Origin of the sequence: Streptomyces marianii (assembly GCF_005795905.1) — a bacterium.
Classification (GTDB): Bacteria; Actinomycetota; Actinomycetes; order Streptomycetales; family Streptomycetaceae; genus Streptomyces; species Streptomyces marianii.
The window spans coordinates 335,589-349,244 of record NZ_VAWE01000001.1 but is presented as its reverse complement, the minus strand read 5'-3'; the positions used below and the strand labels follow the sequence as shown (position 1 = coordinate 349,244).

The following is a 13,656-nucleotide window of genomic DNA, read 5'->3' as shown; positions in this document are numbered from 1 at the left end:
CAGGGTCTCGCAATGCCCGCGAAAATCAATTCGGGTCATTCGCGCAGCGGCTTGAAGATAGCGGCAAGTTACTCAAGGGTCAACCATCGGTCAATGGTGCTGATCGGCCCATCGGTGCAGTCGCGAGGAGGGGTGGAAAACGCGGGCAGGGCGAAATGGGGCAGCAGGCCCGGAAGGTCGGCAACCCAAGGACGCCACGGAATTTCGAGAAGGGGGAGGAGTTGAAGGCGCAGGGGGAAGAGGTGGGGGATTCCGGCGGGGCGGCCCGCCATACTGACGCGTCGCTCATGCAGTGTCAACATGATCGTCGGGATTTTCCGGCGGTTCACAAGTCAACATTGGCTGATTGTGGCCGCCCGGCGACCGGGCGCACCGTGAACAGGGCGAGCGCTTTCCGTGAGTTCACCTGGCGGTGCGTCCTCGCGTTGACCGCCGGGCGCCGTGATCCCCCATTTCCGGAAGGAATGCGTCCGGCCGAATTGCGACGACGGACCGGCACGGGGAGCAGGCGCCCGTCCGGCCGGAAACCGGGACGGACCGCCCTGCCCGTGCCCGGTGCGCCTGCGAGGGCTGCGGGGACACGCCGCGTCCGACGGAGCGGTGCCCGGCGGGACAACCGCGGCAGTGAGTCCGGGTCGCCCTGGATCCGGCATCACGGGGTGTGCGGGCCCGGGAGGCGGCCGGTCCGCGGCGCACGCGGCAGCCGTGCGGGCCCGGGGGCAGCCGTCGGGGTGCTGTGCCGCGCGGGCTCAGCGAGCGGGAAAGACGAGCCGCAGGACGATCTCGCCGTCGTCGATCTCCCCGGTGGGCTCGAAGCCGAACTTCCGGTAGAAGGGCCACGGTTCGCCTTCGCCGGGCTCGTAGCTGGTCAGCAGTTCGGTGGCGCCGTCCGCACGGACCAGGTCGGCGATCTGTGCCAGGGCCTCCCGGCCGATGCCCCGCTTCTGGTACCGCTTGTCGACGAGGAGGCGCCAGAGGAAGTGCCGCCCCTGGTAAGGGCCGGTGGGCGGTTTCCACGCCAGCATCACGAAGCCCACCGGATCCTCGTCCCGGTACACGGCGCGGTACCAGGGATTGGCCTCGGGCGTCTTCGCCGCCTCCTTCAGCGACTTGGACACCGAGGCGACGAACTGCTTCTGGTTGCGCCGTACGCGGAGGGCGCGAACGGCTTCCCGGTTGTCGTCGGTGATCTCCCGCAGATGCACACCTGGGGACCGCATGGCGCACCCCTTTCCGCTTCCGGCGGCTCCGATCTCCGGGCCGCGTCCGGTGCCGCCGTCGGGCGGCGTTCGCCCGTGCGTGTCCGGCGCCGAGGAGGCCGGGGCGGACGTTTCCGCAGCGTATGCGACGCAGGCGAGCCCGAGCGGGACTGGCACGCCGGGCCGTGACCGCCCCCGAGGCGGCTTCCGGAAAGCGCGAGGGGCCGGACCCTCGGTACGAGGGTCCGGCCCGTGCGGGTCCCGACGACTGCCGGCGGGCCGGCCGTCCCGGGGCCCGGGCCGCACCTGGTTCCCGGTGCGGCGGGGTGCGCTCAGCCGTTGATGCAGGCGTTGCCGGCGGTCGGGTTGAGCAGGCTGATGACACCGAGCGAGTTGCCGCAGAGGTTCAGCGGCACGTGGAGCGGGACCTGGATGACGTTGCCCGACAGCACACCCGGGCTGCCCGCGGCGACGCCCTCCGCCCCACTGTCCGCCACAGCGCTGCCGGCGCCGGCGACGACGCCGGCAACGGCGAGGGCAGCCACGGTGGACGCGATGCGCATGCGCATGATCTCTCCTAGAGGGTCTCGACGAAACGAGTCGGCCACGATCACACCGGACCGGTGGGGCCGTCCCCCGGCATTCGGCGGCCCGGGGGCGTGTCGCCACCCTCCCTCTCGCTGGTTGTTCGATTGGCTTCGAACCGCTGTGTGATCGGCTCAGTCGTCCCAGTCCCAGGCGTCGAAGTACGCCGTCACGCCCGTTCGGCGCGCCTCCAGCACGGCGCGCAGCCGTGCGAAGTCCCGCTCCGGCATGTACGCCCGCCACTCCCTCGGCGAGAGGACGCGCACGGCGTCGTGCTCGGCCGGGTCCAGGGTGATGCCCGCGATCCGGTCCGCCGTGAGCCGGCCGCCGTCGAAGACGAACCCCACCGTGCTGTACGGCCACTCCGCGCCCGGCAGGCCGTACACGGCGGCCAGGAGCCGCGTGGGCCCCTCGACGACCATGCCGGTCTCCTCCCGGCACTCCCGTACCGCCGTCTCCCACGGTCGCTCACCCGGATCCATCGTCCCGCCCGGCCACTGCCAGGGATGCGCCTGCGAGTACACCGCCCTCAACTGCACCGGCCGGTCCTCCTCGTCGGTGAAGAACAGGCAAGCGAAGGCGGTCGCCTTCATCAGCGTCTCGGCGTACTGCTCCGGCGGCAGCCACGTCGCACTCACGACGTCCTCCCGCCGCACCGTGCAGGAAACCGGGCTGCCGTGGCGTGCGCCGGACCGCCGGTCGGTCCGTCGCCCGCACCCCGGGACGCCGCCGGGTGGGGTGCCGGAGGCTGCGGATCGGCGTTCCCGCCGGGGTCGTCTTCGGCGCGCAGTGTGGTCACGTTCGGCCTTTCTCGCGGTGTGGAGGTGCGGGGCTGCGGCGGGTTTCCGCGTCGATTCGAGCTGTCGTGCGCCGTGTTCGGGACCGCCGTACGGTACGGGACCCGAACCGTACGGGGCCGGCGAGTCGTCCCTGGAACCGCCTTGGGACCGGCGCCCGACGGGATCAACGACGGGGAGCGGCCGTTCGGACGGCCGGTTTCGGACGTAGTGGCAGCGGTGCCCGGCCGGGCAGCGGTGAGCAGGGGTGCCACCACCCATGCCGCACAGGGGACACCGCAGTGGTGCCGGATGGCCGAAACGCCGAGCGCGTGGCTCGCGGCTCCGGGACGCCCCCGCTGCCGGGAGCCGGAGTGGGCGCCCACGCGGCGACCCCGCGGGTGCCGTCCTTCCGGAGCCGGGGGACCCGCGTCAGGCCGCGCTCGACGGAGTCGGCGCGGCGGTCCGCAAGCGCCCGGAGCGCTCCCGCTGGGACGCCGCGTGGGCGCTTCTGGTCCGGGCCGTGGAACTACACCTACGGAAGGCCGTCGCGTCGCCCGGCCGGAGTGCCCGGCGCCGTTCTGCCCGTCTGCCCGGCCTTCGGCGCACCCCGCCGCGCGTCTGCGTGGTCGTCGACACCTCCGGATCGGTCAGCGGCACCGAACGGGGCAGCGCGCTCCCGGAGGTCGTCGGGATCGCCCGGGCCGTCGGCGGCCGTCGCGACCCGGGCGGCGTGGTGCCGTGCGACGCGGCGGCCCGGGCCGTGGACCCGCTGCGCGGTGCCGAGGGCATCCCTCTCGTCGGCGAGGGCGGCACGGATCTCCGCACGGGCTTCGCCAGGGCGCTCCGTGCGCGCCCCCGGCCGGACGTCATCGCCGCCCTGACCGACGGGCAGTCCCCCTGGCCCTGCACACGACCACCGTGCCGCTGTTGCCTCATGCATCGCGCCATCCCAGCACCGGGACCGGAGCGGGGCCACCCGGTTCTCCCAGGAGCGATGGTGCGGGTTTCCCGCGCGGCCGGTCCGGAAACCGGGACACGCCGGAAGTCCCGCGTCGAGTACACGCACCCCACAGCCCGGCCCGACCCGGCGCAGGGTCCGTACCGCCGCGGCCCGGCCGGACCCGGGCATCTGCCGGACGCGGTCCCGTACCTCACCGGGCGACGCCCGTTCCCGTGCGACGCACCGGTACGACCGCTCCGTCGCCGTGGCGTGCTCCGGTGACCCGGGTCTGGGACCGGGAAACGGGGGCATACGGGCTCCACCACCCCACGGAACGAGGGAGCCCACACCATGCTCGGTACAGCCGCGGCCGTATTGTTCTTCATCGCCTATCTGATCAGCGCGGCGGACATCGCCACCAATCAGGCCTTCACCTCGGGGAACGTCATGCTGCTCGGTCTCGCGCTGCTCGCACTGCACGTCGCCGGGGTCGGCGCCGGCTGGCGGTCCGGCCGGACGCGTCGCCGCTGACGGCACCGGCCCTTGACCGCGTCCGCAGGCGCACTCCCCGGACCGCCCGCGTACCGTGCGAGGGCGTCACCCGGCAGTCGGCGGGTACCCGCGGGACGTGACCCGAAAGGCGCCCGCCCCGAGGGCGGGGCAGCCCACCGACATCGGCGCCGCACCCCGCCGTGATCACGGCGGATCCGGCGCCCCGTTCCCGTTCCGGGGAGCACACCGCTCCCCGGGCCTCACCACCTGGAGGCCAGGATGACCTCGATCGTGACGGCCGCTGCGGACGCCTCGACCGCCCCCGCCTGGATGCATGTGACCGTCATGGCGGTGGCGTTGCTCGTCCTCGTCCACAGCCTGGCCAGGCGCAACGGCTGACGCGGCCGCCCGGACGACACGACTCCTCAGTCGTCGGAGTCCCCGGCTGCGCGCGTCCGTCCCGAGCGGCTCACCAACTCGGCCGCCGCCAGAGTCCCGGCCGCCACGATCCGCGCCCAGCGCGGGCCGCCCCGCGCCGCCCACACCACACAGGCGCACCCTCCCACGACGAGTGCGACGACTCCGCACAGAAGCAGCACGGCCATATGCGTCCCCCTTTTCCTTCCGACTTCCCCGCGTTGTGGTCGGCACCATCCTTCCAGCTGAAGGGGACAGGCCCGGCCGGAGGCGGACGGCATACGGTTTCGCAGCCACGAGGCGCTGCTCCGGGCGGTTCGCCCAATCCGCCTGCACACGTCGCTACGGTGCGGGCGTCCCGGCCCCCACCGCCCGGTGGACGGCGCGGGCCAGACGGGCACCCCACAGGGAACGTGGGCCGGCGAAGGAATGGACCTCCTCGCCGGGACAGGGGACGCGCGCGGCGACGCACACGGCGTCGGTGGGTGTGCCCGAGCAGTCGTACCCCGCCTCGATCAGTGCTTGGACCTTCGCCTCGGTGGCCGTGGCCACCGCGTTGACCAAGGCGGCGTCGGTGAGGGCCACCGGGAGCGCCGCGACGATGTTGATCGTGCCCGGCGCCGCGAGCGCGACGCCGCCCTCGTCCGCTGCGGCGGCCCAGCCGCGTACCGCGACGCCCACCGTCGCGACGGCCTCGACATTCCCGTCGCACGCACGGCCGTTGCGCGAGACGTCGGCCGCCGTCATCAGCCCGACGCCCGGCCCCCGCATCCCGAAGCCACCCGCCGGCTGGGCGAGATGGCGGTCCGGGTCCTGGCGCCGATAGCCGTGGGCGACCTGGGCGTTGAGGACCCAGGCGCGTTCGCCGACGCCCCCGCCGAGCACCGCGTTGCTGATCATGCGCCACCCCGGACCTGCGCCCCACAGCAAGGCGGGCAGTTCCCCGCCGTCCTCGACGCGGACGCGGAGCCCGACGGGCAGCAGGCCTACGGCGGTTCGGGGCGGTGGCACGAGGGCGGTCAACGAGCGGGGCTTCCTGTGGGCGGGCGACCGGCCGATCGTACGCGGTGCCGACGGCGGCCCGACCGCGCGGGGCGGTCGACGGGCCCGGCTCGCCGCTCCCACCACGGGGTGTGCCCCTGGCCGCAGGGCTGGTCATACGGCCGCCCACGGCATCCGGCCGCAACCGTTCGCCCGGTCCGTCCGGGCGGTCGGCGCGCTGCCGTCACGCCCGCGCGGCCGGTCCGCGGCCGTGGGGCAGGGCCTGGGTTCGGTCCTGGTCTTCTTTGTCTTCGTCTGGGTTCGTGGAGCCGCCGGTGCCGGTCGTGACGGGCTTCGACGAGAGTGAGCGGCTGATCTGGGCGGACCGGGCCGCCGCGTACGCCGCCGGCTTCGCGAAACCGTGCGCCCACTCGGCAACACGACTGCTGGACGTGGCCTAAGTCGGGCCTGGTGTAAGGACGCTGGACGTGGGCACGGTGCCGGGCACGGCGGCCGCCGAAGGCCGCCCCGGGCCGCGTCGGTCGCCGCCGTGGACGCGGAGCCCGGCATGCTCGAACTCGCCCGTGGCGCCGAGCCAACTGCCGGTGTCCGCCTCGCCGTGCTGCCCTTCGACGAGGGGACGTTCGACGAGGGGACGTTCGGCGCGGTGGTCGGCGACTTCGTGCTGAACCACGTGGACAGACCCCGCGCCGCCCTGGCCGAACTCGGCTCCTGGGACGAGCCCTACTTCACCGGGACCGGCTTCCCCTGGGACTTCTCCATCAACTACCACATCTACCGGCAGGTCTTCCCGACGCCGTGTGGTGAGGCCCGGCGGACGGGTCGCGGAGCCGATCCGGGAGCCGACCGCCGAGCGCACCACCCGTGGCCTTGCAGGGGGGAGGGGAGTGCCGCGAACGCGTGCGTGCCTGAGTACATGAGGACGTACGGGCTGAGTACGCCGCCCGATGTCCGCCGGGACCGCCCGCTGCTGGACTGGCGTCATGAACCCCGACGCATCTCGCCGCCCCCGTATGCAGCAGGTCACCACCACGGGCTCCGCCCTTGCCGCTGCCCTGCTCCCGCTGATGGTGGGGATCCTGGTCGCGAAGTCCCTGGGTGCCGACCCCATGTCGCCGGTCAACGCCCTCATCGCCGGCGGCGGCCGGCGTCCGCAGGTCTGTCCGGCACAGCTGCGCGGCTGCGGCCGCAGCGCACTGCGGCGCGGGCGGTCGAGGAGTCGTACGGATCTCCGTGAGGGCGCAGAGCACGAGGCGCGTCCGGAGCTCGGGACAGGGCCGGACCTGGCGCAGGCCCGGGGCGTGGGAAAGGAGCGCGTCTGGCGGAAGGTCCGCCGCCGGGGTAGGCCAGTGCCTGGGAGCGGGTCCGGCAACGGGAACGGGGGACCGCCACGGTGACGTGTGCGCTCGACGGGTCCTGCGCCGGTACAAGGCTCCGCTGCGGCTTCACGAGCCGACTGTCCGCGCTGCGAAGACCGGGTCGGGCACTTCGCCGAGTGCGGCGAGGGCCCCGGGCGGTGGGGCGCCGGCGCGGCCCTCGCCCTGACGTCTTCGTTGTGGCGCTGCCGCCGCTCGCCGGACGCCACCTCCCCACAGGCCACCGCGTGCCGGCGCCCCGGGCCGCCCGACGTCCCTGGCCGTGCCCCGCTGCCCGACACCACCGCTGGCCGTCTTCCACGGCATCCGCGTCCGGCGCCGCCCGGTGTTCGCCCATGACGCTGCCCGGCCGGCCGGGCGGGGCCCGTGCGGAATCGGCACGAGAACTCACGACGGCACCACGTCGCGTAAAGGCGGGAACTCGGGGAAGACGGACGGCCTACGAAAGGAGCGCACCGTGCCCGTCACGTTCCGCAAGAGTTTCCGCATACTTCCGGGAGTCCGCCTCAACATCAACCGCAAGTCCGTGTCCATCACCCTCGCCAAGGGTGATGGCCCCAGGCGCACGTACTCCTCGACGGGCCGCCGCACCACCTCCATGGACCTGCCGGGCCCCCTCGGCTACCGCAAGACCACCACGCGCCGCAGCCGCCACTGAGCACGGGTGCGTGCGCGAGAGTGCTGCCGAGGCGACCGGCAGCAGCGGTCGCCGCGGCCGCCGGTTCCGTGCGGCGCAGGGCCGGCGACCACGGCGACGCTCAGACGCCGAACTCCGCGGGTGAGATGCCGAGTGCGGCGCAGGCCTCACGGACCGCCTGCTGCTCGGACGGCTCCACGTACCCGTCGGCACCGGCGATGACCATGCCGGTCTGGACGACGGCGCGGGCCTCCTGCGGCTTCTTGGCCGCCTTGGCGATCTCCTTCAGCGCTTCCGCCTTGCCCAGCTCGAAGTTGGCCATGAGCCGGTCCACGTTCTGGTTGAACCGCTGGCGAAGCTGGTCGGCGGGGAAGTTCTGCAGTACCTCGTTCGAGACGATCATCTCCTCGACGCGCTGCCGCTCCGCGGAGTCGACATGCCCGTCGGCCGCGGCCACCAGAGCGCACATCGCCATGCTGGCGTCCCGGTAGGCGCCGCTCTTGAGCTCGGTCTTCACCGATGCGAGCTGGGACTTGAACAGCCCGATCAACTGCGCCTTGGAACCGCCGGACGACGAACCCCGCCCGTGACCTCCGTGCTGTCCCTGCCCGAAGGGGCCGTGCCCCTGCCCCTGCCCGCCACTTCCCCGAGCGCTCTGGGACTGCTGGAGGTTCTTGGCCTGCTCCTTGAGCCGGTCCCACATCGCCACTGGTGCCACCTCGGCTTCTGCTGTCGGTCTGTTGCCGGTCGTCGGCACGCGCTTCCGCGCGTGCCGTACCCGGTCAACGCCGTCGGACGGGTCGAGGTTCCCCAATGGCAAAGTAAACGCAAAATAGGATCGCCCAGGGGGTGGCGCCGGGCCGTCACCGGTCTGGCGATGTGCCGGCGAGGCGGCGCGGGGACGCGGGAAGTCCCGGAGCGGCGCCCCTCGTGTCGCGGCTCCGTCGACGGGCTCAAGGCCGCCGTGAAGGAGGCACGGGCCAGGGCAGCGCTGACGTCCTGACCCGCGACGCGCACGACGACGGGCCGCCCGCCACGGCGCCCCCTCCGCACCCGGACTCCCCGGGGCCCGGGTGCGCTCCCCGGCGGGACGGGGCCGCCTCAGGACGGTGGCTGGAGCACCTGGTCGACGATGTGGACGACGGCGTTGCTCGTGGGCACGTCGCCGCAGAGGATGGCCGCCGAGCCGTTCACCTTGAAAGAGTCCCCGGACCCGGACGTGGCCAGTTCGGCCCCTTCGAGGGTCTTGAACCTGCCGTCGGCCAACCGGTCCACGGTGACCTCCGTGCCGACGACGTGGTACGTCAGGAGCTTCTTCAACTGCTGCTGGTCGTTGAGTACCGCGTCGAGCCGAGCCTTGGGGATCTTGGCGAAGGCATCGTCGGTCGGTGCGAAGAGCGTGATCCCGTCGGCGTTGTTCAACGTCTCGACGAGCCCGGCCTTCTGAACGGCGCTGACGAGGGTGGACAGCTCCGGCTGGTGCGAGGCGGCCGTGGCGACAGGGTCGTCCGCCATCTCGGCCGGGCTGCCCTCGCCACTCGTCGGCAGCGCGGCGCAACCGGGTCCGAACGGCTCCACCTCGGGACCCGCCTGCGCTGTGGGTGCGGCCGCGAGGAGCGGAAGCGGTACGAGGAGCGCACCGGCTGCGGCGAGGGCGGCGCCCCTGAGGCGATCGGTGGTCATGAGCTTCCCCTTTGCTGGGACGAGCCGGGAGGCGGCGGGCTGCTCGGGCTGCCCGCCACATCCCACTCTTCGCCCGAACCCCGCTCCCCGGATGCCGGCGGGGGGATGCGTCTTCTCCGCACCGGGCGCCGATCCCGTTCGCCGGCGCCCTCCCGGCCCCTCGCGGGACCGGCGGCTGCCGCCGGCGGACCCCCGCGTTCCCTCGCACCGGTCCGGGTGCGCTTCCGTTCGGGACTTGCGCCTCGCCGTCCGCCGTCGGTGCGGGAAACTCGACGGCAACGGATGGGCCTCCTTCAGGCACGACCCCTTCCCGCTCGCGGAACGCCTCGGCGACAGCGTCCGGTGAGGGTGGACGCCGGCACCGACGGCAGCCCGGTGATCGAGCTGTCCGTCACCGAGCTGCGGCGGCTGCTCGCGGGCGCCGAACGCATCTGACCGGCTTCCACCAGCCGGCCACCGGCTGGGCCACTCGGTGCCTCCCCCACCACGCCGCCGAGGTGTGCTCCGCCCTCGCGCGCCCTGGACCTGACGGCGCCGTCGAGGCCGTAGGGCGCCCGCGGGGGCCGCCCCGCTCCGTCCACCCGTGTCGGGCCGACGAACGGGGTGACCGGTTGCGGCGGCGCCTGGCCGGCGCACCCTCGCCCGTGATCGGTGCGCAAGCGGGGATCACGCGATCTCCAGCAGGAGATCGCCCCCCTCCACCTGCTGGATCCGGTTGATGGCCAGCCGCCCGACCTGCCCGGCCTTCGGGGCGGTGATCGTGGCCTCCATCTTCATCGCCTCGATGGTCGCCACCGTGGCACCGGACTCCACCCGGTCCCCCTCGGAGACGGTCAGCGTCACGACCCCGGCGAACGGCGCGGCGACATGACCCGGATCGGAGCGGTCGGCCTTCTCGGTGACCGGCACGTCCGAGGCCGCCGCCTCGTCGCGCACCTGGATCGGCCGCAGCTGACCGTTCAGCGTGGCCATCACGGTCCGCATGCCGCGTTCGTCGGCCTCACCGACGGCCTGCAGTCCGATGAGGAGCCGGACACCGGGTTCGAGGTCGACCCCGTACTCCTTCGACGGCCGCAGCCCGTAGAAGAAGTCCTTGCTGTCCAGCACACTCGTGTCGCCGTAAGCCTGGCGGTGGGTGTCGAAGTCGCGCGTCGGCCCGGGGAACAGCAGCCGGTTGAGCGTGGCCCGGCGGCTCTTCTCGAGCCCCGCCCGGTCCTCGGCCGTGAGCTCCTGCACCGGCTTGGCCTCGGCGCGGCCCTGCAGCGCCTTGCTGCGGAACGGCTCCGGCCAGCCTCCCGGCGGGGTGCCGAGCTCGCCGCGCAGGAATCCGATGACGGAGTCGGGGATGTCGAACCGGTCGGGTGTGGCCTCGAACTCCGCCGGTGCGACCCCGGCACCGACCAGGTGCAGGGCCAGGTCACCGACCACCTTCGAGGACGGGGTGACCTTCACCAGCCTGCCGAGGATCCGGTCGGCGGCCGCGTACATCGCCTCGATGTCCTCGAAGCGGTCGCCGAGGCCGAGGGCGACGGCCTGGGTGCGCAGATTGGACAGCTGCCCGCCCGGGATCTCGTGGTGGTAGACGCGGCCGGTAGGCGAGGCCAGGCCGGCCTCGAAGGGCGCGTAGATCCGGCGCACGCCCTCCCAGTAGGGCTCGAGGTCGCCGACGGCCTGCAGGTCCAGTCCCGTGGGGCGCGGGGAGTGGTCGGTGGCGGCCACGATGGCCGACAGCGAAGGCTGCGAGGTCGTGCCCGCCATGGAGGCGACCGCGCCGTCCACCGCGTCCGCACCCGCCTGGATCGCGGCCAGGTACGTGGCGAGCTGGCCGCCCGCGGTGTCGTGGGTGTGCAGATGCACCGGCAGGTCGAACTCGCGGCGCAGGGCCGACACCAGCGTGGCCGCCGCCGGAGCGCGCAGCAGACCGGCCATGTCCTTGACGGCCAGGACATGGGCGCCCGCGGCGACGATCTCCTCCGCGAGGCGGAGGTAGTAGTCCAGCGTGTACAGCCGCTCCGAGGGGTCGGAGAGGTCGGACGTGTAGCAGAGGGCGACCTCCGCCACGGCCGTACCGGTCTCCCGCACGGCCTCGATGGCGGGCCGCATCTGGCCGACGTCGTTGAGCGCGTCGAAGATCCGGAAGACGTCGATACCGGTGGCCGCCGCCTCCTGGACGAAGGCGTCCGTCACCTCGGTCGGGTACGGCGTGTAGCCCACGGTGTTGCGGCCGCGCAGCAGCATCTGCAGACAGATGTTCGGGACGGCCTCGCGCAGTGCCGCCAGACGTTCCCAGGGGTCCTCGGCGAGGAAGCGCAGGGCCACGTCGTAGGTGGCACCGCCCCAGCACTCCAGCGACAGCAGCTGGGGCAGCGTCCGCGCGACCGTCGGCGCCACGGCGAGCAGGTCCCTGGTACGGACCCGGGTGGCGAGCAGCGACTGGTGCGCGTCGCGGAAGGTGGTGTCGGTGACGCCGATCGTCGGCGATTCGCGCAGCCACCGCGAGAAGCCCTCCGGGCCCAGTTCGACGAGCCGCTGCCGGGAACCGGCGGGCGGCTCCCCGGCGGGCAGGGGCGGCAGCTTGGTGCCCGGGTCGACCAGATCGGGCCGTTCCCCGTGGGGCTTGTTCACCGTCACGTCCGCCAGGTACGTGAGCAGCTTCGTGCCGCGGTCGGCGGAGTGACGCGCGGTGAGCAGGTGCGGCCGATCCTCGATGAACGAGGTCGTGACCCGCCCCGCCTGGAAGTCCGGGTCGTCGAGCACGGCCTGGAGGAACGGGATGTTCGTGGCCACGCCGCGGATGCGGAACTCGGCCACCGCACGCCGGGCCCGGCCGATCGCGGCCTTGAAGTCCCGGCCCCGGCAGGTCAGCTTGACCAGCATCGAGTCGAAGTGGGCGCTGATCTCCGTGCCCGCGTGGGTCGTGCCGCCGTCGAGGCGGATTCCCGAGCCGCCCGGCGAGCGGTAGGCGCTGATCCGGCCCGTGTCCGGGCGGAAGCCGTTCGCCGGGTCCTCGGTGGTGATACGGCACTGCAGAGCGGCACCGCGCAGCGTGATGGTCTCCTGGGCCAGCCCGAGGTCCGCCAGCGTCTCACCGGCCGCGATGCGCATCTGCGCCTGGACCAGGTCGACGTCCGTGACCTCCTCCGTCACCGTGTGCTCGACCTGGATGCGCGGGTTCATCTCGATGAAGACGTGGTTGCCGTCGCGGTCGAGCAGGAACTCCACCGTGCCGGCGTTGCGGTAACCGATCTCGCGGGCGAAGCGCACCGCGTCCGCGCAGATGCGGTCCCTCAGCGCCGGGTCGAGGTTCGGCGCCGGCGCCAGCTCGATCACCTTCTGGTGCCGGCGCTGGAGCGAGCAGTCCCGCTCGAAGAGATGGATGACCTCGCCGTCTCCGTCGGCGAGGATCTGCACCTCGATGTGGCGTGGATCGACGACGGCCTTCTCCAGGAAGACCGTGGGGTCGCCGAACGCGGACGCCGCCTCCCGGGACGCCGCCTCGATCGACTCACGGAGTGCGGACGGGTCGTCCACGCGGCGCATGCCGCGCCCTCCGCCGCCCGCGACCGCCTTGACGAACACCGGAAAGCCGATGTCCTCCGCGGCCCCGACCAGCTCGTCCACGTCGGTGGAAGGCTGGGAGGAGCCGAGCACCGGTACCCCGGCGGCGCGGGCCGCGGCCACGGCGCGGGCCTTGTTCCCGGTCAGTTCGAGGGTGTCGGCGCTCGGCCCGACGAAGGTGATGCCCGCCTCCTCGCAGGCGCGGGCCAGCTCCGGATTCTCGGACAGGAACCCGTATCCCGGGTAGACCGCGTCCGCCCCGGCTCGGCGCGCGGCACGGACGACCTCCTCGACGGAGAGGTAGGCCCGCACCGGGTGCCCCTGCTCACCGATCTCGTAGGCCTCGTCGGCCTTCAGCCGGTGCAGCGAGTTGCGGTCCTCGTAGGGGAAGACGGCGACGGTACGCGCCCCCAGTTCGTAGCCGGCGCGAAACGCGCGAATCGCGATCTCGCCGCGGTTGGCGACCAGCACCTTGCGGAACATCCTGGATCCCTTCAGCCTGGTGGCGACACACCCCATGGTCTCAGCCACCCCAGCCCCTACCCAGCGGTAACGTCAAGAGTCCCGTGGCGATCAGCACATCCGTGCGGCGTTGCGTTGATCACGTCCCACGGTCATCCCGGCCTCCGCCGCGCGCAGGCCCACTCCCGTCCGAGCGGGCACGGAAGCATGTCCGGCGGGGGAGGGCCACTGCTCAGCGGCCCTGCCGGCCTCCACCCGCCGGCCTTCTCGTCCGGCCGCCGACCGTGGGCCCGCCGCGCTTCGGGGCGGGCGCCGCTGCGTCGTCGAGGAAGGTCCGCACGGCATCCGGGAGCAGCGGCGGGTAGTGCCGCACCGGGACCGCGACCGGAAAGGCGGCTGGCCGAAACGCCGTGGCCGAGACGGATGTGACCGGTGGGTTTGCGCAGTGGCCCCCGAAGGGGGAAGCGGAAAACGCACCCCGGGGATGCGGGGTGGGCCCTGCCGCAGCCGCGGGAACGTCCGGGCC

At 73.2% G+C, this 13,656-nt stretch carries 12 protein-coding genes and 3 pseudogenes; 7 read left to right on the top strand and 8 right to left on the bottom strand.

Going from position 1 to position 13,656, the window contains the following annotated elements; translation table 11 throughout:
• Nucleotides 1-749: 749 nt before the first annotated feature.
• From FEF34_RS01585 to FEF34_RS01575, 3 genes are all read right to left on the bottom strand, one after another.
• Complete coding sequence (locus FEF34_RS01585; RefSeq protein WP_234042211.1) at nucleotides 750-1,220, bottom strand: GNAT family N-acetyltransferase; 471 nt, start codon at nucleotides 1,218-1,220, stop codon at nucleotides 750-752.
• A gap of 311 nt (nucleotides 1,221-1,531) precedes the next feature.
• A complete protein-coding gene (locus tag FEF34_RS01580; protein ID WP_138051521.1) occupies nucleotides 1,532-1,768 on the bottom strand; it encodes a chaplin in 237 nt (78 codons plus the stop codon).
• A gap of 150 nt (nucleotides 1,769-1,918) precedes the next feature.
• Nucleotides 1,919-2,422 (bottom strand): NUDIX domain-containing protein, encoded by a 504-nt coding sequence (locus tag FEF34_RS01575; RefSeq protein WP_138051520.1) that lies wholly within the window; start codon nucleotides 2,420-2,422, stop codon nucleotides 1,919-1,921.
• Between the two features lie 605 nt (nucleotides 2,423-3,027).
• On the opposite strand from FEF34_RS01575, the pseudogene FEF34_RS42400 reads away from it, so the two are divergent.
• A pseudogene (locus FEF34_RS42400) lies at nucleotides 3,028-3,488 on the top strand (VWA-like domain-containing protein); the annotation flags it as partial.
• A 366-nt stretch (nucleotides 3,489-3,854) separates the two neighbouring features.
• Nucleotides 3,855-4,034, top strand: a complete 180-nt coding sequence (locus FEF34_RS01565) for a hypothetical protein (RefSeq protein ID WP_138051519.1) — start codon at nucleotides 3,855-3,857, stop codon at nucleotides 4,032-4,034.
• Nucleotides 4,035-4,420: 386 nt separating this feature from the next.
• Here the strand turns inward: FEF34_RS01565 and FEF34_RS01560 are convergent, their stop codons facing one another.
• Nucleotides 4,421-4,600: a hypothetical protein gene (locus FEF34_RS01560; RefSeq protein ID WP_138051518.1), complete on the bottom strand. Its 180-nt coding sequence runs from the start codon at nucleotides 4,598-4,600 to the stop codon at nucleotides 4,421-4,423.
• Between the two features lie 154 nt (nucleotides 4,601-4,754).
• The gene (locus FEF34_RS01555) at nucleotides 4,755-5,435 is read right to left on the bottom strand and encodes an adenosylcobinamide amidohydrolase (RefSeq protein ID WP_138051517.1); all 681 of its coding nucleotides are present in this window, start codon (nucleotides 5,433-5,435) and stop codon (nucleotides 4,755-4,757) included.
• A 293-nt stretch (nucleotides 5,436-5,728) separates the two neighbouring features.
• Here FEF34_RS01555 and FEF34_RS43590 point away from each other — a divergent pair, with 293 nt between their 5' ends.
• The 5 genes and pseudogenes from FEF34_RS43590 (at nucleotide 5,729) to FEF34_RS01530 (ending at nucleotide 7,448) form a co-directional block, all read left to right on the top strand.
• Entirely contained in the window at nucleotides 5,729-5,854 is a 126-nt protein-coding gene (locus tag FEF34_RS43590) for a hypothetical protein (RefSeq protein ID WP_267905172.1), read from the top strand.
• Nucleotides 5,815-6,060, top strand: a pseudogene (locus FEF34_RS43865) (hypothetical protein); the annotation flags it as partial. The gene FEF34_RS43590 and the pseudogene FEF34_RS43865, both read left to right, overlap by 40 nt.
• Nucleotides 6,061-6,114: 54 nt before the next feature.
• Nucleotides 6,115-6,258: pseudogene (locus FEF34_RS44095) on the top strand (hypothetical protein); the annotation flags it as partial.
• 139 nt (nucleotides 6,259-6,397) lie between these two features.
• On the top strand, nucleotides 6,398-6,811 hold the full coding sequence (locus tag FEF34_RS42390; RefSeq protein ID WP_234042210.1) for a hypothetical protein: 414 nt from the start codon (nucleotides 6,398-6,400) through the stop codon (nucleotides 6,809-6,811).
• Between the two features lie 436 nt (nucleotides 6,812-7,247).
• Entirely contained in the window at nucleotides 7,248-7,448 is a 201-nt protein-coding gene (locus FEF34_RS01530) for a DUF4236 domain-containing protein (protein WP_138051516.1), read from the top strand.
• Between the two features lie 100 nt (nucleotides 7,449-7,548).
• Here FEF34_RS01530 and FEF34_RS01525 read toward each other — a convergent pair whose 3' ends face one another.
• The 3 genes from FEF34_RS01525 to FEF34_RS01515 form a co-directional block, all read right to left on the bottom strand.
• A complete protein-coding gene (locus FEF34_RS01525) occupies nucleotides 7,549-8,136 on the bottom strand; it encodes a tellurite resistance TerB family protein (RefSeq protein ID WP_138051515.1) in 588 nt (195 codons plus the stop codon).
• A 392-nt stretch (nucleotides 8,137-8,528) separates the two neighbouring features.
• Entirely contained in the window at nucleotides 8,529-9,110 is a 582-nt protein-coding gene (locus tag FEF34_RS01520) for a fasciclin domain-containing protein (RefSeq protein WP_138051514.1), read from the bottom strand.
• Nucleotides 9,111-9,776: 666 nt separating this feature from the next.
• Nucleotides 9,777-13,151 (bottom strand): pyruvate carboxylase, encoded by a 3,375-nt coding sequence (locus tag FEF34_RS01515; RefSeq protein ID WP_199800732.1) that lies wholly within the window; start codon nucleotides 13,149-13,151, stop codon nucleotides 9,777-9,779.
• Nucleotides 13,152-13,656 lie beyond the last annotated feature (505 nt).